Raw genomic sequence first — 18,770 nt, 5'->3', positions numbered from 1 at the left:
AACCCTGCGTAATCCACCGTCACGCCGGCTCCGACACGTGCGCCGCCACGATCCGCCAGCCCTGTTCCGTCCGTACCCAGGTCTGGGACTGGCGGCCCAGAACGTCGCGGCCCGGATAGCCGAAGAGTGTGTTGACCACCGCGACGTCCGGGCCGAAGGCCTGGACGAGGGTGTCCTTCAGATAGCGGCCGGGCGGCAGCGGCGGCTGGACCCGGCGCCACCGCCGCTGCTCGTCCAGGCCGACCTGCTGGTCGGCGATGCCATAGCGGACCGCGTCCGGCGCGAAGAAGGCCAGCATCGCCTCGACGTCGTTGGCGATCAGGGCCCGTTCGTACGCCTCGAACCGCTCGGCGACCTCGGCCTCAACCGTCATGCGCGTGCCTCCGCGACCTCGACGGTCTCCTCCGGCTCCGGTTCCCGGGGCGCCGGCCGGGTCAGCGCGAAGATCACGCAGACGGTGGCCAGGAACAGGTAGCCGAGCGTGACCTGCCCGTCGGCGTTCCACTGCACCTTCGGGGCGTGGATGAGGCCGACGAAGCTGAGCGCCGCGCCCGAGCCCGCGAAGATCGCCGCGTGCCAGAAGCGCTTGTCGATGATGAAGGCGACGATGGCGCCGAGCACGAGACCGGCCAGGATCGCGCCCTCGCCGAGGGTTTTCAGGCCGTCGTAGACCACGCCGGCCCCGGCCAGCGCGTCCGTGCCGACCTGAGCCGCTGTGGTGCCGGCGGCGGCCAGGGCGTTGTCCATCTGCCCGGTCGCCCACTGCGCGATGTTGGGGATGAGCGCCGCGACCACCGCCGCCGCGTGGGCCCGTGGGGTCGCCTGGAACGCCTGGGCGCCGATCAGCAGACCGATGTAGAGCAGGATCGGCACGATCGCGGCGGTCGGGAAGATCGCGCCGAGCAGCCCGAAGAGGCCGAAGAAGCAGAGCAGCGCGATCACCACCCCGGTCGCCATCGAATATCCGGTGCGGCCGCCGGCGGCCTTCCAGCCGGGGTGCCCGACGTAGACGGCGGGCGGGAACGGCGAGCCGAGGCAGGAGCCGATCACCGCGCCGGCCCCGTCGGCCAGCAGCACGCTGCGCAGGTTGTACCGGTCGCCGGCGGTGGCGGCGCTCTCGACGTTGGTCATCGCCTCGGTGAAGTTGTAGACGCCGAGCGGGATGGCGGTGGCCAGCAGCGGCGCCATGTCCTTCAGGCCGTCGAGCAACAGGCCGACCTTGAGGTGCGGGAAGGCGAACGCGATGTCCTTGGCCGCCGCGGTCACGTCCGGCACCGACATGGCGCCGCCGATCCAGCCGATCGCGGTGCCGACGAGCAGGGCGGCCAGGCCGATCGGAAAGTTGTAGGGCAGCTTGACGTCGGTGAGCAGGCCGATCAGCAGCAGGCCGAACACCGGCAGGGCGATCCACGCGTAGTTCCACATGGTGCCGGCCGGGTTCATCGAGATGAAGGTGATCGAGATGCCGGCCAGGGTGCCCAGCAGCGCCGCCCGGGGCGCGTACTTGCGGATGTACGGGCCGACGAACGCCCCGATCAGCACGATCACGCCGATGATGAACGCCCACGCGATGCCGGCCGTCCACGCCGCCACCGGGTCCTTCGTGGTCAGGTAGATCGGCAGCATGATCACGAAGATGACGATGAACATGTGCGGCACGCTCGGCCCGTACGGCAGCGCCGTGACGTCCGTGCGGTTCTCTTTGGCGGCGAGCCGCCGGGCCAGGTAGGTGTAGTAGACGTTGCCGGCGACCAGCGCGATGCCGAGCGCGGGCAGGATGACGCCGAAGACGTCCGAGGCCGGCATCCCGATCACGCCGATGCAGAGGCCGGTGAGGGTGAGCACGTTGACCAGGACGTTGACGCCGAAGCCGAAGAAGGCGTTGGTGTCGCCGCGAACCCAGTAGGCCGTCTTCATCTCTGCTCCTCCAGGGCGGTGATGACACTCGGTGACTCCGCGACCCAGCCGAAGATGCCGCCCTGAGCGGCGATCATCTCGAGGCCGGCGCGCTGGAACTCGGGGAAGTAGGAGCCGACGCAGTCGGCCAGGACGAGGCAGTCGTAGCCGCGGTCGTTGGCTTCGCGGACCGTCGTGTGGACGCACACCTCCGTCGTGACTCCGGTGACGATCAGATGGCGTACATCGGCAAGAATCTCGGACAGGTTCGTCCCGTAGAAGGCGCCTTTGCCGGGCTTGTCGACGACGATCTCGTCCTCGAGTGGGGCCAGTTCGTCGACGATGTCGTGCCCGTACTCGCCGCGGACGAGGATGCGGCCGAAGGCGCCCTGCTGACCGATCTGCCCACGGGCGAGCTTGGACGGAGGACAGTCCGACAGATCAGGCAAGTGGCCCTCGCGGGTGTGGATGACCGGAAGACTCGCGGCGCGCCACGCGGCCAGCAGCGCCGCGAGGGGCTTGATGGTCCGGCTGAGCTGGGACACGTCGTTGCCGAGCGACTCGCCGAATCCGCCCGGGAGCAGGAAGTCCCGCTGCATGTCGATGACCAGCAGCGCGACGCTGTCCGTGTCAAACGTGTAGGGGCCGGGTTCGGCCTCGATGCTCGGCATGATCAGACCGCCTTCAGTCCGCTCAAGGGCGGCGGGTGGGGTGGTTGGATGGCCGTCGCGGCGATGACGTCGTCCGCGGTGGCGACGCAGCCGAAGACGCCGCCCTGCATGGTGACCATGTGCAGTGCGGCGGCGTGGTTGGACGGGTCGGTCGCTCCGGTGCAGTCGCTGAGGATCAGGCACTCGTAACCGCGGTCGTTCGCCTCGCGCATCGTCGTGTGCACGCAGACGTCCGTGGTGATCCCGGTCAGGATCAGATGCGTGATGCCGTGGGTGCGCAGCACCAGGTCGAGGTTGGTGGCGTAGAAGGCGCCCTTGCCCGGCTTGTCGACGATCACCTCACCGGCGATCGGCGCCACCTCGGGCACGATCTCCCACCCCGGCTCGCCCTTGATCAGAATCCGGCCGCACGGGCCGAGCGCGCCGATCTCGGCCCCGATTTGCGCCGACCGCCAGCGCTTGTTGGCCGGCAGGTCGGACAGGTCGGGGTCGTGCCCCTCGCGGGTGTGAATCACGAGCATGCCCAGGTCGCGGGCGTGGGCCAGCAGCCGTGCGGTGGCCGGCAGTCCGGCCCGGGTGAGCCCGATGTCATATCCCATCGCGTCCACGTAGCCGCCCGGCCCGCAGAAGTCGGTCTGCCAGTCGACGCAGACGAGGGCCGTCCTCGTGACGGGGACCGACCCGTCGTACGGCCAGAGGTAGGGGTTCGCTTTCACAGGTCCGATGAGTGCCGTCATGCGTGCGGTCCTCTCGAGCGGTGATGCCGCCAGCCGCCGCTGGCGGTGATGTCCGGTGCGCCCCGCGCCGCGTACGCCTCGCACAGGAACCCGGTGACCTCGGTGCCGTCGCCCAGCGCGAGCCGGCCCAGCGACAGCGGCGCGGCGATGCCGGCCAGGAGGCTGCCGACGGTGGCCGCCGGCAGCTGCCACAGCTCCACCTCGATCGCCTCGCCGCCCTCGGCGACGCGGACCAGGCCGGGCGCTCCCGACGGCAGGTGGTGGAGCCGGTAGCAAGGTGCGGTGCGCGCGGCGCCGAGCAGCGTCCCGCCGCGGTCGACCAACTCGCCGTTACGCGGCTCGCCGCTGAGATGCAGCCCGGCGACGGCCAGCGTCATCACGTCATCCTTCGGGAGACCGCTTGCTGCCAGCAGGAGCGTCTCGTCGCTGAACGCCGGGCCGAACAGGGTGAGCGACGCCGGCCGCCCGTCCTCGGTGAAGCCGTTCGGCACGGTCACCGCGGCCATGCCCAGCAGGTTGGCGAACTGCGTGTACCGGCCGAGGTCGAGGTTGCGGCCGATCGGGTCCTGGGTGATCTCGGCCTGGGTGTAGGTCGTGCCGATCGTCGGCAGCACGAGCACGTCGATCCGTTCCCACATCCGCTCGGCCTCGGCCTTCAGCTCCCGCAGGCGGTGCTGGGCCCGGAAGGCGTCGGCGGCGGTGAAGGCGTACCCGGCCTCCAGCACCCGCCGCGTGACCGGCAGCATCTTCTCCAGGTGACCGTCGAGGTCGGCCAGCCGCTCGGCGACCCACGGACCGCGATAGAGCAGGTCACCGGCCTCCAGCAGCGGCGCGACGTCCACGACGGCGTCACCGCCGATCCGCCCGTACGCTTTCTCCTGCCCGGCGTCGGAGAAGAAATCCAGCCCGTCGGCGATCCCGATCCTCGGTTCCGCCAGCAGCGGCCGGTCACCCTCCGAACCCCAGGGGTCCCGGGGTACGCGTCCCCGAGCGGCCCGGAAGACGCGGCGGGCCGCCGCCACCGCCGGGGCGAAGACCGACACGCAGTCCAGTGAGCGGCAGGCCGGCACGACGCCGAGCGTGCTGAGCAGGCCGCGGGTGGGTTTGACGCCGACGATCCCGTTGAGCGCGGCCGGCACGCGCCCCGAGCCCGCGGTGTCGGTGCCGAGGGCGAACGAGACCGATCCGTCCGCGACCGCGACGGCCGAGCCCGAGCTGGACCCGCCCGCGATGAGCCCGCCGCCGAAGACGCTTTCGGGGGTGCCGTAGGGGGAGCGGCAGCCGGTCAGCCCGGTCGCGAACTGGTCGAGGTTGGTCTTGCCGACGACGATCGCCCCGGCGTCGACCAGGCGCTGGACGACCGGCGCGCTGCGTTCCGGCTCGTACGCGAACTCGGGGCAGGCGGCGGTGGTCGGCAGCCCGGCCACGTCGATGTTGTCCTTGACCGCGAAGGTCAGCCCGGCCAGCGGTTGTCGCGGATCGACCCGATCGGCCTGTGCGTGCAGTTCGGCGGCGCTGAAGGTGCTGATCCAGACGCCCGGTGATCTTCGGTGGGACAGGAATTCATCGACGCTCGCATGTGCCTCCACATCGTCGATTGTCGACAATTCCGTTTCAGTGCCGATCCAGCTTTGTAACGAGCCGATTTCGCTACGTCAGGTAGGTGCGCGCGCCATGATCGCTCAGGGCCGCGGCGATGCCCTCGGCGTCGCCGCGCTCGACGGCGGCGAACAGGCGTTCGTGGCGCCGCACGCCGTCGGCGGCCCGAGCCGCCTCGGCCTCCCGGCGCATGTTGACCGCCATGTAGAGCTGGATGCGGACCAGAACCGAGCTGTAGAGGTCGGCGAGCTGGCGGTTGCCGCCCAGCGCGACCACCTCGGTGTGAAAACGCCGGTGGGCGTTGGCCAGCTCCAGCCGGTCGCCGGCCTCGGTCGCCTCGCGCATGGCGCCGAGGGCGGCTCGCAGCGCGGTCAGGTCGGGCGCGGCCGGCATCGAGGCCACGGCGTGCCGCTCCAGCACGTCGCGCACCTCGTAGAGCTCGCGCACGTCGTCGTCGGAGAGCGTGGCCACCCGGGCCCCGCGGCGGGGGATGTGCTCGACCAGGCCTTGCTGCGCGAGCAACCGCATGGCCTCGCGCAGCGGCGCCCGGCTGATGCCGAGCCGGCGGGTCAGCTGCTCCTCGACCAGGCGCTCGCCGGGATCGGTCCGGCCGCTCAGGATCTCCCGGCGCAGCCGGTCGACGGCGAGCTCCACGAGGCTGTACGTCTGAAGCTCACCCTCGGTCACGCCGACGAGTCTGCCAGCCGCCCGTCACGTCCGGTCGTGCCGGTCATGGTCGCGAGCGCGGCCGGGGCGGACACTGGGCCACACGGCTGCGGCGATCATGACGATGCCGATCACGATGAGAGCGATCCAGAGAAGGGTCACTGCGGGAGGTTAGCCCCGGCCGGGCCCCGTGTGGCGCTTCGGAGCCCGGCCGGATCGTGCACCATCTGCCAGCTTTCGCCCGCCAGCTTTCGCCCTGCCGGCTTTCGCCCTGCCGGCTTTCGTCCTGCCGGCTTTCGTCCTGCCGGCTTTCGTCCTGCCGGCTTTCGTCCTGCCGGCTATCGTCCGGCGAGGCTGGAGCCGGTCTCGACCAGCGTCTTGAGGTCGCTGAGGATCCACGCCCAGCCGCCGCCCGCGCCGTCGTCCTCGGTGCCGGCGACCATGGCGGCCGTCCTCGGCGCGTTGGTGACCTCGTGGGTGAGCGTCAGCTTGTGGACGCCCGGCTGCATCTTGGCCTCCTCGATCTCGTACGTGATCGTGGTGAACGGCTCGGCCGCCGTGCCCGGGTCCATCAACATGCGCCAGGTCTGCACGAGCCGGCGCGGCGGATCGGCCTCGATCACCTCGCCGTCCACGATGACGTCGGGCACCTCGAAGCCGTTGGCCTTCCCGAAGTCCTTCATCTCCTGGGTGGCGTGGGCCCGGTAGGCGCCGCCGGGCTTGAGCTCGTAGTCCACGGGCGCCGCGTAGGCGTACCGCGAGGTCCACTCGGGATCGGTGATGGCGGCCCAGATCCGCTCCGGGCTCGCCTTGATCCAGACGCGGTACACCTGGGTGGTCTCGGTGGTCATGACTCTTCCTCCAGCGCGTTCTTGAGATCGAGAAGTGCGGTGACGTGACGCTCCGTGAATTTGTCGATCCAGCGGTCGTGGATCTGCCGGATCGGTACGGGATTGAGGAAGTGCAGCTTCTCCCGTCCCGAGCGGCGCGTGACGACGAGACCCGCCTCCTCCAGGACTTTCAGGTGTTTGGCGACCCCGAAGCGCGTCATCGCCAGCTCGGACTCGAGCTCGGTGAGCGTGCGGCCGTCACGCGCGAAGAGCAGGTCGAGCAGGAAGCGCCGGCTCGGGTCGGCCAGTGCCTTGAACACCAGGTCGTCGTCGGCCATGACGCAAAGTTATGAGACCAATAGGTCACATGTCAAGGCTTAATGTTCTCTTCATAGACCTGCGTCGAAGTATTCCGTTACGTTGACGCCCGCACGTCGGAACGGGTGCAGACGCGCAGCGCTGGGTGGCGGCCCGGCGCTGCGCCCCGCCCGCCCTCTTCTGTGCGGTCGATGAACCGCGCCGCCAGCTCGGGCGTGGCCCCACTGACGAAGGCCAGCGCCTGCTCCACGCTCATGTCCGGCGCCTCGTAGTGGCGTTCGCCGGCCGCGGTGGCGATGCCGACGGTCATCCGGCCGCCCCAGCGCTGCGGAAGCGACTGCCGCAACGTCCAGCCGATCACCGCGCCGCGCCGCAGGGCGACCGTGTTCCGGCTGAGCGCCCCACGCCGTACCACCAGATAAGGCCCGTCCAGGGCATGTCCCAGCGACCGATAGGCCACCACGGCAAGCGCCAGCGTGATCGGCAGCAGGGCCAGCGGCCAGAACCAGCCTTCGAAGAACAGCAAGACGATGGAGGCCAGTACGGGTCCGCCGACGGCCCAGCCGAGCCGCCTCCGCAGTGCGCCCAGGGGGTGCGGCAGCAGCTCGGCCTCCAGCGGCCGGCGCCCGTCCGGCAGCAGTTGGGCGGCGATCTCGCGGGCTTCGGCCATCCGCAGCCGGGGCAGCAGGGCGCCGGACGGAGCGTCGGCCGTCTGCCGCAGCCCGGTGGTGACGACGCTGGTCTCGGTCAGGCGCAGCCAGCGCCAGGCGAGGGGTTCCCTGAAGGCCAGCCCGCGCATCCGCCGGTCGTCGCGCTGCAGGGTGTGGGTGGTGAACAGGCCCCGCCGAGTCACCAGGGCGTCGCCCTCCCGGGCGAGCTCGAATCCCCAGTTCTCGGCGAGGAAGGCGGCCGCCGAGGCGGCCACCCCCAGCGGGTAGACGATGACCGCGCACAGGAGGAGATTCGCCGTCAGGCTCCGCGAGTCCCAGCCCAGCGCGTCCCGCCCCACGCTCACCAGGTCGACGCCGAACGGCCGCAGGAACCAGTACAGGGCGAAGAGCGGACCGGCCACCACGATCGGCCCCCACGCGGAGACCATGTTGAGCGGCACCCACTGCCATCTCAGCCGCGCGAGCGCGTTCCCGGCGGCGGGTTCCTCCGCGCTCACCGGCTCGCTCGGCAGCAACTCGCGGCGCAGCCGGGCCGCGTGCCCGCTGTCCAGGGCGTTCAGCGTGAACGACGACGCCTGCTCACCCGACCCGATGTGCACCACCCGCAGCCGGAACAGCCGGGGCACGAGCTTGGCCGAGCTGTCCACGGTACGGATCCGATCCCGCGCCACCGTCCGGTGCCGCTTGGCCGCCCACCCGCTGCGCATCTCCACTGCGGTGGAGGTGACCCGGTAGCGCGTGGTCAGCCACCGCACGAGGTCGGACAACGCGCCGAGGAAGCCGGCCACCGACCCGGCGACGAGCGCCCACACCGGCCCGCCGTCGTTGAAGGCGACAGCCCCCAGATAGCCGACCCCACACGAGATCGCCGCCCGGATCAGATCCATGTACACGACCCGAACGCTGAGCCGCCGCCACCCGTCGCCGCTCACGTCGCGTCCCCCGGCGTGGCCGCCGTGACTTCACGCAGCCGCTCCACGGTCTCCCGCGCCACGCGTACGTCAAGCCCCTCGATCGAGATCTTGCCTTCGCTCGACGCCGTGGTCACCTTGATCGTCGCGATCCCGAGCACCTGCTGCAGCGGCCCCGCCTCGGTGTCGATGCTCTGTATCCGCGACAGCGGCACGATCTGCCACTTCTTGGTGAGCCACCCCTCGAGCGCGTACACCGCGTCATCGGTCGTCTCCCACCGATGCACCCGATAACGCCACCCCGGCATGACCGCCACGTTCACCGCGTACACCACGGCGAGCCCCACCAGCACCGGCCCGAGCCAGCCCCGGCTCCCTTCGACCCACCAGAAGACGGCGCCGAGAATCCCCAGAACCCCGACACCCCAGAACAGCGCCTGCAGCGTCCGCCACAGCACGAACCGCCGATCCACCCGCCACCGGGGCGGCCGTATCCACATCACAGAGGACTCAGGGCCAGCCATGACTTCACGGTAGAGAGCCCAGTCGACCGCCCAAAAGCTACTTTGGTAGGGGCCCCGCAGCCCAAGGATCACCCACCGCCCAACCAAGCCCCGAACCTCACCCGCGGCGCCCACCCCGCCGCCACGCATCGCCCGCAGACGACGCCGCTCCCGACGAACCGCCACCCACGTACAACCAGCCCCGACCCTCAGCCACGCACCACCCGCAACCGGTCCACCCGTGGGCGTCCGAGGGCTCGGCCCCCGGGCAGGTATGGCGATCCGCCACCGTCCGCACACTCCGCGGACATGAGGATCCCAAAGGAGGATGGGCGAACCGCCACCCACGTACCACCAGCCCCGAACCTCAGCCACGCACCACCCGCAACCGGTCCACCCGTGGGCGTCCGAGGGGCTCGGCCCCCAGGCAGGCATGGCGATCCGCCACCGTCCGCACACTCCGCGGACATGAGGATCCCAAAGGAGGTGGGCGAACCGCCACCCACGTACAACCAGCCCCGAACCTCAGCCACGCACCACCCGCAACCGGTCCGCACCGTGGGGGTCTGGGGGCTCGGCCCCCAGGTAGGTATGGCGATCCGCCACCGTCCGCGCACTCCGCGGACATGAGGGTCCCAAAGGAGAGCGGGCGACGAGAATCGAACTCGCGTAATCAGTTTGGAAGACTGAGGCTCTACCATTGAGCTACGCCCGCAACGTCCCCGTCTGGACGGGGTCCGCTCGCATAGCTTACTGGGTCATCTCCGGGCTTTGCGAACCGGATAGGTGCCTGAGGTGACTCCAGCGCACGCATGGGGAAGCGGACCGCATACACTGGCCGACGCCACGGGGTGTGGCGCAGCTTGGTAGCGCACTCGCTTTGGGAGCGAGGGGCCGTGGGTTCAAATCCCGCCACCCCGACTGACATCAACTATCGGCAGCAACAAGGAGTACGCCTGTGAAGAGCACCGTCGAGACTCTGAGCCCGACGAGGGTGAAGCTCGCTATCGAGGTGCCGTTCGACGAGCTCAAGCCGAGCCTGCAGAAGGCGTACCGGGAGATCGGCGCGCAGGTGCAGGTGCCGGGCTTCCGTCGCGGCAAGATCCCGGCAGCGGTCATCGACCAGCGTGTCGGGCGTGGCGCGGTCCTGAACGAGGCGGTTCAGGAAGCCATCCCGCAGCAGATCCTGGCCGCCGTGCGTGAGCACGACGTCAAGACCCTGGGCCGGCCCGAGGTCGAGATCACCGAGTTCGCCGACAACGAGCCGCTGAAGTTCACCGCCGAGGTGGACGTGCGGCCCGAGATCACGGTGCCGGATCTGTCCACCATCAAGGTGGAGGTCCCGGCCGTCGAGATCGGCGACAACGAGATCGACGAGCAGATCAACGGCCTGCGTGAGCGCTTCGCCACCCTCAAGACCGTGGAGCGCCCGGCCGCCGAGGGCGACTACGTGCAGCTCGACCTGAACGCCACCGTCGACGGCGAGGAGGTGCCGGGCGGCTCGGCCACCAACATCTCGCACGAGGTCGGCAGCAAGCAGCTGCTTCCGGGTCTCGACGAGGTGCTCGTGGGCATGTCGGCCGGTGAGGACGCCACGTTCACCACTCAGCTCGTGGGCGGCGACTTCGCCGGCCGGGACGCGCAGGTGGCCGTGACCGTTCGCAGCGTCAAGGACAAGCAGCTCCCCGAGATCGACGACGAGTTCGCCCAGCTGGCGAGCGAGTTCGACACGCTCGACGAGCTGAAGAACGACCTGCGTGAGCGGCTGACCAAGGTCAAGAAGGTCGAGCAGATCTACGCGGCTCGCGACGAGGCGCTCAAGCAGCTCGTCGAGGCGGCCGAGATCCCCGCTCCCGAGGGTGTCGTCAAGGACGAGGTCGAGGGCCGTAAGCAGGCGATGACCGACCAGCTGGAGCGGATCGGCGCGACCCTGCAGGACTACCTCACCTCCGAGGACAAGACCGAGGAGCAGATCGACCAGGAGCTGACCGAGGCGGCCCAGGAGGGCGTCCGGATCCAGCTGCTGCTCGACACCATCGCCGACGCGGAGGACGTGCAGGTCTCCGACGACGAGTTCGGTCACGAGATCGTGCACCGGGCGCAGCGCGCCCAGATGCAGCCGCAGCAGTACTACGACCAGCTGGTCCAGTCGGGCGCGGCGGCCGCCGTGTTCGGCGACGTGCGCCGCGGCAAGGCGCTGGCCTCGGTGATGGAGCAGGTCGAGATGAAGGACGCCGAGGGCAACGTCCTCACGCTCGACGATCTGCGGGCCGCCTCGGACGAGGAGCACGGCCACGAGGGCCACAACCACTGATTTTGTACGGCGGGAGCCGCCACCCCTGGGGTGGCGGCTCTCTGCTTTTTCCCGGGCGCGTGCGCTGTCAGCGAACACCTGCCCGAGCGGGAAGCCGTTGCCCATTCCACCGGTTAGGTTGGGCGTACGACGGACAACCTGCCGGCTAGCTGTTGAAGGGCTGCCATGACCGATCTTCACCTCCCCGCGAGCCCCCTGCTGCGCGGTGACTCAATCAGTGGCAACCTCGACGACTCGGTCTACAACCGCCTGCTGCGTGAGCGCATCATCTTCCTCGGCAGCGAGGTGACCGACTCGGTGGCCAACCGCATCTGCGCGCAGCTGCTGCTGCTTTCCGCAGAGGATCCCGAGCGCGACATCAACCTGTGGATCAACTCGCCCGGTGGCTCGGTCTACTCGGGTATGGCGATCTACGACACGATGCAGTTCATCGACAACGACGTCTCGACCGTCGCGATGGGCATGGCCGCGTCGATGGGGCAGCTGCTGCTCTGCGCCGGCGCTCCCGGCAAGCGTTACTCGCTGCCGCACGCGCGGATCATGATGCACCAGCCCTCGGGCGGCATGGGCGGCACGGCCGCCGACATCGCCATTCAGGCCGAGCAGATGCTTTACACCAAGCGCATGTTCCAGGAGCGGGTCGCCTTCCACACGGGCCAGACCCAGGAGCAGATCGAGCGCGACTCCGACCGTGACCGCTGGTTCACGGCGGAGGAGGCCAAGAACTACGGCTTCATCGACCAGGTGATCACCGGGGCCACTCAGGTTCCCGAGGGCGCCGGAACGCTGAACTGAGGAGCGGAACTATGACTGACCTGACGACGCCTCGCGGGTTCGCGCCGGTGACCAACCGCTACGTGCTGCCGTCCTTCATCGAGCGTTCTTCGAACGGGATGATGAAGGAGACGAACCCGTACAACAAGATGTTCGAGGACCGGATCATCTTCCTCGGCGTGCAGGTGGACGACGCGTCGGCGAACGACGTGATGGCCCAGCTGCTGACGCTGGAGAGCTCCGACCCGGACCGTGACATCACGATGTACATCAACTCGCCCGGTGGCTCCTTCACCGCCATGACGGCGATCTACGACACCATGCAGTACGTGCGTCCGGACATCTCGACGGTCTGCCTCGGCCAGGCCGCCAGCGCCGCGGCCGTGCTGCTCGCCGGTGGCACCCCGGGCAAGCGTCTCGCGCTGCCGCACTCCCGGGTGCTGATCCACCAGCCGGCCACCGAGGGTGGTTACGGCCAGGGCTCGGACATCGAGATCCAGGCTCGCGAGATCCTCCGCATGCGGTCGCAGATGGAGGAGATGATCTCTCGCCACACCGGCCGTACGGTGGAGCAGGTCCGCAAGGACGTCGACCGCGACAAGATCATGACGGCGGCCGAGGCCAAGGAGTACGGCATCGTCGACACCGTCCTGGTCAGCCGCAAGAAGACCCTCCAGGCCGTCGGCAGCGGCAGCTGAGAGAAGCGTATCGTCAGGGGCCGGCCGGCCCGAGTTAGACTGGCCGACCCCTGACACGCCCGTTTTGGGGGGTCGGAGAACGGCCCCTTTGCGGGTAACGTCGAGCATGCAGCCTCAGTTACGCGGTTCGGCAGACGATGAGAAGGCAACGGGGCGATTCGACCTCGGTTCCGGGCCGGCAGCAGTCGGCCGATGAGCACAAGGAGTACGTAGGTGGCACGGATCGGCGACGGCGGCGACCTACTGAAGTGCTCCTTCTGTGGGAAGAGCCAGAAGCAGGTCAAGAAGCTCATCGCGGGCCCCGGGGTCTATATCTGCGACGAGTGCATCGACCTCTGCAACGAGATCATCGAGGAAGAGCTGGCCGAAACCGGCGAGGTGAAGTGGGAAGAGCTTCCCAAGCCGATGGAGATCTGCCAGTTCCTCGACCAGTACGTGGTGGGTCAGGAGCAGGCCAAGAAGGCCCTGTCCGTGGCCGTCTACAACCACTACAAGCGGATTCAGGCCGAGTCGAGCGGGGCCCCCGGCGGGGGCAGCGACGTCGAGGTGGCCAAGTCCAACATCATGCTCATCGGCCCCACCGGCTGTGGCAAGACGCACCTGGCCCAGACGCTCGCACGGATGCTCAACGTCCCGTTCGCGATCGCCGACGCCACGGCGCTGACCGAAGCAGGTTATGTCGGTGAGGATGTCGAGAACATCCTGCTCAAGCTCATCCAGGCCGCCGACTACGACGTGAAGCGCGCCGAGCAGGGCATCATCTACATCGACGAGGTCGACAAGATCGCCCGCAAGAGCGAGAACCCGTCGATCACCCGCGACGTCTCCGGTGAGGGCGTCCAACAGGCCCTCCTCAAGATCCTTGAGGGTACGGTGGCCAACGTGCCGCCGCAGGGTGGCCGCAAGCACCCCCACCAGGAGTTCATCCAGATCGACACGACGAACGTGCTGTTCATCGTGGGCGGCGCCTTCGCCGGTCTGGACCGCATCATCGAGTCCCGCGTCGGCCACGGCGGCGTCGGCTTCGGCGCCAACCTGCGCTCGATCTCCGAGCGCAAGACCGACGACATCTTCAGCAAGGTCATGCCCGAGGACATGCTGAAATTCGGCCTGATCCCCGAGTTCATCGGCCGTCTGCCGGTCATCACCACGGTGCGCAACCTCGACCGCGAGGCGCTCATCAAGATCCTGACCGAGCCGCGCAACGCCTACGTGAAGCAGTACCAGCGCCTGTTCGAGCTCGACGGCGTCGAGCTGGAGTTCGACCAGGGCGCCCTCGAGGCCATCGCCGACCAGGCCATGCTCCGCGGCACCGGCGCCCGGGGCCTGCGCGCCATCATGGAAGAGGTCCTGCTCTCCGTGATGTACGAGGTCCCGAGCAACCCGGACGCCGCCCGCGTGGTCATCACCCGCGAGGTGGTCCTCGAGAACGTCAACCCCACGATCGTCCCGCGCGAGTTCGTCGGCCGTCGCCGCCGCGAGCGCGAGGAAAAGTCGGCCTGACATTCACCGAATGCCGCCGTCTCTCCTCACGAGAGACGGCGGTTTTTCTGTACGGGCGCACAACCACCCCAACCGCAAGAAATCACCACCGCCCGCAGCGGCCGGGCCGTAGCCACTCGCCCTCCGCGCCCGCCCGCCGGGCGGGCCCGTCGCCTCACCCCGCGCCTGGCCCCGACCGTGCTTCAGCACCCCAGCCGTTCGCCTTGTGATCGCTCTGGCTGTGGCTCGGCGGGCGGGGTGGCTCACTGCATGGCTGTGCCGACCGGGTGGCGGGCGTCCTGGGGGCACACGAAGACGTACAGCGAATAGCCCCGCCCGATGACCACGTCCGTGGGGGTCCGGGGAGCGCCGTCGTCCTCGCTGGACGCCGCGGTGATCAACAGCTTCATCGGGCTGCCGCACGCCACGCAGTCCACCGCGTGCCAGTCGCTCAGTGCCCAGCTGGCGTACCCGCCGACCTTCCACCCGGGCGCCACCGACAGATCGTCGTCGTAGTCGAGCCCGCGCCGCGCAGCCCACCGCTCGGCCTGTTTCCGCAGCCTGTCCGGCAGCAGCCCGTCGTACTCGTGCTCCCGGACCACCTCGGGCCGCACCACACAGGGGGTGACCAGATAGTCCTCGTTGACGACCGCCGGCTGCGGCACGCTCTCGAGCGTCGCCCCGACGTCGGCGGCCCGCCGCCACCGAAGCTCCACGCGCGGGTTGTATCCCGTCGACTCGTGATCGAGCGGACACCACAACACCTGGAGAAGGTCCGCACCCGCCGGCCAGTCGATCCCCGGCACGTCCCGCCGATACAGCTGAGCCACCGGCACGAACGCGATCGCCTGACGTGCCGCCGCATGCGGTTCCGAGTAGTCGTTTCCCGGCAGCTCGGCCCGCTCGGCGTCGGTCACCTCGTACGGCTTCCCCGTGGCCGCCGCCCGCGCCTCCGCCGCCGCGTAGATCCGCCGCTGCCGCCACACCGTCTCGACCGTCAGGAGCCGATCGAGGTAGTGGTCGCCATCGGTGCACAGCGGCCACGCCTCGTCGCCCGGCCACAGCAGAGGCCCACCCACCGAGCTCTCGGCCACTCCCGGCTCACCCGGCACCGGCCGTAGCCGGGTGGCGTCCCGCGCGTACTCCCGCAGCCCCGGAACCGCTTGCTCAATCTCAACCCGCCGTGTCACGCCGCACCTTCCTCGTCGCGCAGCCGCTGCAGCACCAGCTCGGTCCAGCGGATGTTCTGCTGCTCGTACATGATCCCGGCCATGAGCGTCAGATACGGCCCCGGTTCGTCGCCGTTCTCGGCCAGCAGCCGTTCGTAGCGCGCGAGCTTCTGCCGCGACTGCGCGAGGCGCGCTTCGGAGGCGACGATGAGCGCGCCGGCGTCGCCCGGGCCGGCCGCCCGCAACTTGACCAGGAACTCATCGCGGATGGCAGCGGGCCGGGCCGGCTCCCGGACGAACTCCCGCAGGGCCCGGCGCCCGGCCTCGGTCAGCGTGAAGACCCGCTTGGTCGGGCGGCGGCTCTGCTCGACCACGCGCGCCTCCACCAGCCCGTCGCGCTCGAGTCGCTCCAGGTCGCGATAGAGCTGCTGGGGTGTGGCCGACCAGAAGTCCGCGACCGCCACATCGAAGCGCTTGGCCAGCTCGTAACCCGACGCCTCGCCCCGTGACAGCGCCGCCAGCACCGCATGTCGCAACGACATCTGGACAGCCTCCCGTGGCCGGGCTAGCGTCATGCCTACCTATTCAACTTGTTGAGTATAGGGGCCATCTCGTGACCGCAGTCCATCCCTTCCGCGCCGCCGTGGAATCGGGCGACATCGCCGCCGCCATCGCCCTTCTGGACGACGACGTCGTATTCCACAGCCCCGTGGTTCACAAGCCTTACGTGGGCCGCACCGCTGTCGCCGAGATCCTGCGCGCCGTGGTCCAGGTCTTCGAAGACTTCCGCTACACCCGCGAGATCAGCACCCCCGGCGCCCTCGACCACGCCCTCGTCTTCAGCGCCCGCATAGGCGACCGCGAACTCGAGGGCTGCGACTTCATACACCAGACCCCCGACGGCCGGATAGCCGAGCTGACCGTCATGGTCCGCCCCCTGTCCGCCACCCTGGCCCTGGCCGAGTCCATGAAGGCGCGCCTGGCCCAGCCCTCGGCCTGACCCAAAGCCCCCGCCCTCTGAGGTTCCAGCTCGCCCCTGACGTCGCTACTCGGCCCCGGTCGGTTTCGGCCCGCCCGTGGTCGTCCGGCCAAATCCCTTCGCCTCCGGGCCCCGGCCCGGCTCGGCCTGGCTCGGTCCAGCCCGACTCAGCTCGGCCAGCCGGTCCAGCTCGGCTCAGCCGGTCCAGCTCGCTCTGGTCTGGTCGTGTTGTTTCGGACTGGTCTCGTCGGGTCGGCGCTGCGTCAGCCCGTCGAATCGGGCACGTGCGTGCTGTGGTCGGGTATGCGCCGCCCAAGGTAGCGGCATCGTGTGAGGAGCGCGCGTGGACGATGGAGCCGTCACCGAAGCGGAAGTCAGCGCCGAGACCGTCGTGCTGGCCGGCCTGGAGCCGGTCGACTACCGGGAGGGGTTCGGGTTCCCGACGGGGGAGAGCCTGAGCGCGGAGGCGTGGGCCAGACGGATCCTGGAAGGGGCGTCCCGGGGAGACCGGGCCAAGATGCTCGCCGCCTGGAGGTTCCTCGGCGTCGGCCTGGCCCCGCTGAAGGCGCCCGGTCAGGTGCTGGGCTGGCGGATCCGGCGCAGCGACCCCGAGGCGATCGTGCTGGCCGTGCGGGCGACCGCGGGCGTCAGCGCCCGTCTGGTGCTGCGAGCCGAGCCCGGCCGGGTCACCCACGCGATGCTCGTCCGTTACGACAGCGGCCTCGGACGTCGTGTCTGGACCAGGTTCGCCCCCGCTCACCGTCGCTTTTACGTGCGCCTTCTCGACCGCGCCCGGCGTACCGGTCATGGCACCTCCCCTTCCTGAGCCGACTTGCCCCTTCACTTGGTAGGACGCTTCGAGGAGGACGATCTGCTTACCGCGGATGAGGCGCGGTGCTCATCACGTACCCAATAAGCCTTGGGTGTGGGTTCCCGGCGCTCGTAGGCTGAGGTCATGCGCGTTGCGGTGTGTCAGCTGAATGCCCGGGACGATCGGGAGAAGAACCTGGCCACGGCCCGGGACCTGCTCGAACGAGCGGCCGCGGGTGGGGCTCAGCTGGCAGTGCTGCCGGAGTACGTGGACTACCTGGGCCTCGGGGACGGCGCGCCCAAGCCCGAGGGCGTCGACGGCGAGTTCGCCGCCTTCTTCGCTCGGGCGGCCCGGGAGCTGGGGATGTGGGTCCACGCGGGGTCGTTCCATGAGAGCGGGCCGGACGCGAGCCGTACGTACAACACCTCTCTGGTCTTCTCGCCCTCGGGCGAGCTTGCGGCTCGCTATCGCAAGATTCACCTGTACGACGTGGAGATCGCTGGACGGGTCTCCTATCAGGAGTCCCGGTCGGTGGCGCCGGGGGACGAGACCGTGGTCGCGGAGATCGCCGGCGTACGGACGGGCCTGTCCATCTGTTACGACCTGAGGTTCCCCGAGCTCTACCGGCGGCTCGCGGTCGAGGGAGAGGCGCGGATCCTGGTGGTGCCGGCGGCGTTCATGGCGCACACCGGACGGGATCACTGGGAGGTTCTGCTGCGGGCTCGCGCGATCGAGAACCAGTGCTACGTGGTGGCGGCGGGACAGATCGGGGATCACGAGCCGGGCCGTACGTGTTTCGGGCGGAGCATGATCGTCGACCCGTGGGGGACCGTTGTCGTTCAGGCGCCCGACGAGGTGACTGTCGTGAGTGCCGACCTCGACCTGGACCGGCTCGAGCGCATTCGGCAGGAGCTTCCGAGCCTGGCCAACCGCCGGCTCTGAGTTGATGTTGCCGGGGTCACAGGAGCTGCACTAAGTAACCGAACACTGTCAGCCCGATTACGGCCCCGCCGGCCATGAGCATGGCGCCGCCCATCCGCGAGGGGCCTCTCATAACCAGCTTGCGTACGGACAAGATGACCGTGACCAGCACAAGCGTGCCGATCACGAACTGCCAGAACGGGAGCATCATGTCGGTCAGAGCGTCGGCTGCCAGCGTCGCGGAAGCACCCATGAGCCCACTCTTTCACGGTCGGAGGCTCCTTTGGGCGGTCTCGGCGGAGCAGTGGGTACGGGGGTCGATTTGCATGCGCGGCGTCCGGTCGCGTAACTTTCTCTCTGCCCACGGGAAACCGGGACGGAACGGAGCGAAAGCGACGGGCCAAATCCAAGGACCTGGGGGTACGCGGTAAGCTGGCTCAGCACTTCGGTGATGAGCCGGACGATGCGGCCGGGCGAGATCGGAACAGGGCAACTTGCGCCGATGAGAACGACCGGGTAGAGTTACCGGGCCGGACAGGAGCCGGGCGGACAGATCGCTGAGCGATCGAGTCGGCCGGTCTGTGGGCCACCTTTACGAGTCACCCGCTTAGCGGCGGGGTTCGAAGCGTGGGGAAAACTTGGGCGGTGCGAACGAGATCTAGATCTTGCGCTCGCGACGCCGACCAGGTAAGTTTGAGCGGTTGCTCCGGAGCGGTTAGCCGGATGCGGTTGTTCTTTGAGAACTCAACAGGGTGCTTGATAAGCCAGTGCCAATTAAGTAATACCCCGGCCGGCTTCTCTTTGCGGAGAGTCGGTGGGA

The 18,770-nt window shown here is 69.2% G+C and carries 20 protein-coding genes and 2 tRNA genes; 8 read left to right on the top strand and 14 right to left on the bottom strand.

What is annotated here, in order from left to right:
* Window positions 1-19: 19 nt before the first annotated feature.
* The 11 genes from AB0C26_RS08415 to AB0C26_RS08365 form a co-directional block, all read right to left on the bottom strand.
* Entirely contained in the window at window positions 20-373 is a 354-nt protein-coding gene (locus AB0C26_RS08415; protein ID WP_360243747.1) for an AtzH-like domain-containing protein, read from the bottom strand.
* Window positions 370-1,917: a regulator gene (locus AB0C26_RS08410; RefSeq protein ID WP_360243744.1), complete on the bottom strand. Its 1,548-nt coding sequence runs from the start codon at window positions 1,915-1,917 to the stop codon at window positions 370-372. Before AB0C26_RS08410 ends, AB0C26_RS08415 begins: the two co-directional genes overlap by 4 nt.
* The gene (locus AB0C26_RS08405; protein WP_360243741.1) at window positions 1,914-2,567 is read right to left on the bottom strand and encodes a cysteine hydrolase; all 654 of its coding nucleotides are present in this window, start codon (window positions 2,565-2,567) and stop codon (window positions 1,914-1,916) included. The genes AB0C26_RS08410 and AB0C26_RS08405 overlap by 4 nt, the downstream gene beginning before the upstream one ends.
* A gap of 2 nt (window positions 2,568-2,569) precedes the next feature.
* The gene (locus AB0C26_RS08400) at window positions 2,570-3,304 is read right to left on the bottom strand and encodes an isochorismatase family cysteine hydrolase (protein ID WP_360243738.1); all 735 of its coding nucleotides are present in this window, start codon (window positions 3,302-3,304) and stop codon (window positions 2,570-2,572) included.
* Window positions 3,301-4,893 (bottom strand): allophanate hydrolase, encoded by a 1,593-nt coding sequence (locus AB0C26_RS08395; protein WP_360243735.1) that lies wholly within the window; start codon window positions 4,891-4,893, stop codon window positions 3,301-3,303. Before AB0C26_RS08395 ends, AB0C26_RS08400 begins: the two co-directional genes overlap by 4 nt.
* Before the next feature lie 61 nt (window positions 4,894-4,954).
* Window positions 4,955-5,590, bottom strand: coding sequence for a GntR family transcriptional regulator (locus AB0C26_RS08390; RefSeq protein ID WP_360243732.1), 636 nt, complete (start codon window positions 5,588-5,590; stop codon window positions 4,955-4,957).
* A 317-nt stretch (window positions 5,591-5,907) separates the two neighbouring features.
* The gene (locus AB0C26_RS08385; protein WP_360243729.1) at window positions 5,908-6,420 is read right to left on the bottom strand and encodes an SRPBCC domain-containing protein; all 513 of its coding nucleotides are present in this window, start codon (window positions 6,418-6,420) and stop codon (window positions 5,908-5,910) included.
* Complete coding sequence (locus AB0C26_RS08380) at window positions 6,417-6,737, bottom strand: metalloregulator ArsR/SmtB family transcription factor (RefSeq protein ID WP_360243726.1); 321 nt, start codon at window positions 6,735-6,737, stop codon at window positions 6,417-6,419. Before AB0C26_RS08380 ends, AB0C26_RS08385 begins: the two co-directional genes overlap by 4 nt.
* Window positions 6,738-6,814: 77 nt before the next feature.
* Window positions 6,815-8,320, bottom strand: coding sequence for a PH domain-containing protein (locus AB0C26_RS08375; RefSeq protein WP_360243723.1), 1,506 nt, complete (start codon window positions 8,318-8,320; stop codon window positions 6,815-6,817).
* On the bottom strand, window positions 8,317-8,823 hold the full coding sequence (locus AB0C26_RS08370; RefSeq protein WP_360243720.1) for a PH domain-containing protein: 507 nt from the start codon (window positions 8,821-8,823) through the stop codon (window positions 8,317-8,319). The genes AB0C26_RS08375 and AB0C26_RS08370 overlap by 4 nt, the downstream gene beginning before the upstream one ends.
* 623 nt (window positions 8,824-9,446) lie before the next feature.
* Window positions 9,447-9,517 (bottom strand) — tRNA-Gly (locus tag AB0C26_RS08365).
* Window positions 9,518-9,649: 132 nt separating this feature from the next.
* Here AB0C26_RS08365 and AB0C26_RS08360 point away from each other — a divergent pair.
* The 5 genes from AB0C26_RS08360 to clpX all read left to right on the top strand — a co-directional run bounded on the left by AB0C26_RS08360 (window position 9,650) and on the right by clpX (window position 14,091).
* A tRNA-Pro gene (locus AB0C26_RS08360) sits at window positions 9,650-9,723 on the top strand.
* Window positions 9,724-9,760: 37 nt separating this feature from the next.
* Window positions 9,761-11,116, top strand: a complete 1,356-nt coding sequence (gene tig / locus AB0C26_RS08355; RefSeq protein ID WP_360243717.1) for a trigger factor — start codon at window positions 9,761-9,763, stop codon at window positions 11,114-11,116.
* Window positions 11,117-11,281: 165 nt separating this feature from the next.
* Window positions 11,282-11,911, top strand: coding sequence for an ATP-dependent Clp protease proteolytic subunit (locus AB0C26_RS08350; RefSeq protein ID WP_360243714.1), 630 nt, complete (start codon window positions 11,282-11,284; stop codon window positions 11,909-11,911).
* Window positions 11,912-11,922: 11 nt separating this feature from the next.
* Entirely contained in the window at window positions 11,923-12,588 is a 666-nt protein-coding gene (locus AB0C26_RS08345) for an ATP-dependent Clp protease proteolytic subunit (RefSeq protein ID WP_360243711.1), read from the top strand.
* 213 nt (window positions 12,589-12,801) lie between these two features.
* Window positions 12,802-14,091 (top strand): ATP-dependent Clp protease ATP-binding subunit ClpX, encoded by a 1,290-nt coding sequence (gene clpX, locus AB0C26_RS08340; RefSeq protein ID WP_360243708.1) that lies wholly within the window; start codon window positions 12,802-12,804, stop codon window positions 14,089-14,091.
* Window positions 14,092-14,333: 242 nt separating this feature from the next.
* Here clpX and AB0C26_RS08335 read toward each other — a convergent pair whose 3' ends face one another.
* Window positions 14,334-15,260: a hypothetical protein gene (locus AB0C26_RS08335; RefSeq protein WP_360243705.1), complete on the bottom strand. Its 927-nt coding sequence runs from the start codon at window positions 15,258-15,260 to the stop codon at window positions 14,334-14,336.
* A complete protein-coding gene (locus AB0C26_RS08330; RefSeq protein WP_360243702.1) occupies window positions 15,257-15,781 on the bottom strand; it encodes a PadR family transcriptional regulator in 525 nt (174 codons plus the stop codon). The genes AB0C26_RS08335 and AB0C26_RS08330 overlap by 4 nt, the downstream gene beginning before the upstream one ends.
* Window positions 15,782-15,852: 71 nt before the next feature.
* Here AB0C26_RS08330 and AB0C26_RS08325 point away from each other — a divergent pair, with 71 nt between their 5' ends.
* The 3 genes from AB0C26_RS08325 to AB0C26_RS08315 all read left to right on the top strand — a co-directional run bounded on the left by AB0C26_RS08325 (window position 15,853) and on the right by AB0C26_RS08315 (window position 17,971).
* Window positions 15,853-16,239 (top strand): nuclear transport factor 2 family protein, encoded by a 387-nt coding sequence (locus tag AB0C26_RS08325; protein WP_360243699.1) that lies wholly within the window; start codon window positions 15,853-15,855, stop codon window positions 16,237-16,239.
* A gap of 322 nt (window positions 16,240-16,561) precedes the next feature.
* Entirely contained in the window at window positions 16,562-17,044 is a 483-nt protein-coding gene (locus tag AB0C26_RS08320; protein WP_360243696.1) for a hypothetical protein, read from the top strand.
* Window positions 17,045-17,173: 129 nt separating this feature from the next.
* Window positions 17,174-17,971, top strand: coding sequence for a carbon-nitrogen hydrolase family protein (locus tag AB0C26_RS08315; RefSeq protein WP_360243693.1), 798 nt, complete (start codon window positions 17,174-17,176; stop codon window positions 17,969-17,971).
* A 16-nt stretch (window positions 17,972-17,987) separates the two neighbouring features.
* Here the strand turns inward: AB0C26_RS08315 and AB0C26_RS08310 are convergent, their stop codons facing one another.
* Window positions 17,988-18,203, bottom strand: coding sequence for a hypothetical protein (locus AB0C26_RS08310; RefSeq protein ID WP_360243690.1), 216 nt, complete (start codon window positions 18,201-18,203; stop codon window positions 17,988-17,990).
* Window positions 18,204-18,770 lie beyond the last annotated feature (567 nt).

It is taken from the genome of Actinoplanes sp. NPDC048796 (assembly GCF_040650035.1).
In the GTDB taxonomy this organism is placed as follows: Bacteria; Actinomycetota; Actinomycetes; order Mycobacteriales; family Micromonosporaceae; genus Actinoplanes.
This window is presented reverse-complemented; position numbering and strand designations above follow the sequence as displayed.

Coding starts and splice junctions, on each gene's coding strand:
- AB0C26_RS08345 (WP_360243711.1), top strand. CDS start 11,923: ATGACTGACCTGACGACGCCTCGCGGGTTCGCGCCGGTGACCAACCGC.
- AB0C26_RS08370 (WP_360243720.1), bottom strand. CDS start 8,823: ATGGCTGGCCCTGAGTCCTCTGTGATGTGGATACGGCCGCCCCGGTGG.
- AB0C26_RS08330 (WP_360243702.1), bottom strand. CDS start 15,781: ATGTCGTTGCGACATGCGGTGCTGGCGGCGCTGTCACGGGGCGAGGCG.
- AB0C26_RS08310 (WP_360243690.1), bottom strand. CDS start 18,203: ATGGGTGCTTCCGCGACGCTGGCAGCCGACGCTCTGACCGACATGATG.
- AB0C26_RS08410 (WP_360243744.1), bottom strand. CDS start 1,917: ATGAAGACGGCCTACTGGGTTCGCGGCGACACCAACGCCTTCTTCGGC.
- AB0C26_RS08380 (WP_360243726.1), bottom strand. CDS start 6,737: ATGGCCGACGACGACCTGGTGTTCAAGGCACTGGCCGACCCGAGCCGG.
- AB0C26_RS08400 (WP_360243738.1), bottom strand. CDS start 3,304: ATGACGGCACTCATCGGACCTGTGAAAGCGAACCCCTACCTCTGGCCG.
- AB0C26_RS08350 (WP_360243714.1), top strand. CDS start 11,282: ATGACCGATCTTCACCTCCCCGCGAGCCCCCTGCTGCGCGGTGACTCA.
- AB0C26_RS08315 (WP_360243693.1), top strand. CDS start 17,174: ATGCGCGTTGCGGTGTGTCAGCTGAATGCCCGGGACGATCGGGAGAAG.
- AB0C26_RS08385 (WP_360243729.1), bottom strand. CDS start 6,420: ATGACCACCGAGACCACCCAGGTGTACCGCGTCTGGATCAAGGCGAGC.
- AB0C26_RS08415 (WP_360243747.1), bottom strand. CDS start 373: ATGACGGTTGAGGCCGAGGTCGCCGAGCGGTTCGAGGCGTACGAACGG.
- AB0C26_RS08405 (WP_360243741.1), bottom strand. CDS start 2,567: ATGCCGAGCATCGAGGCCGAACCCGGCCCCTACACGTTTGACACGGAC.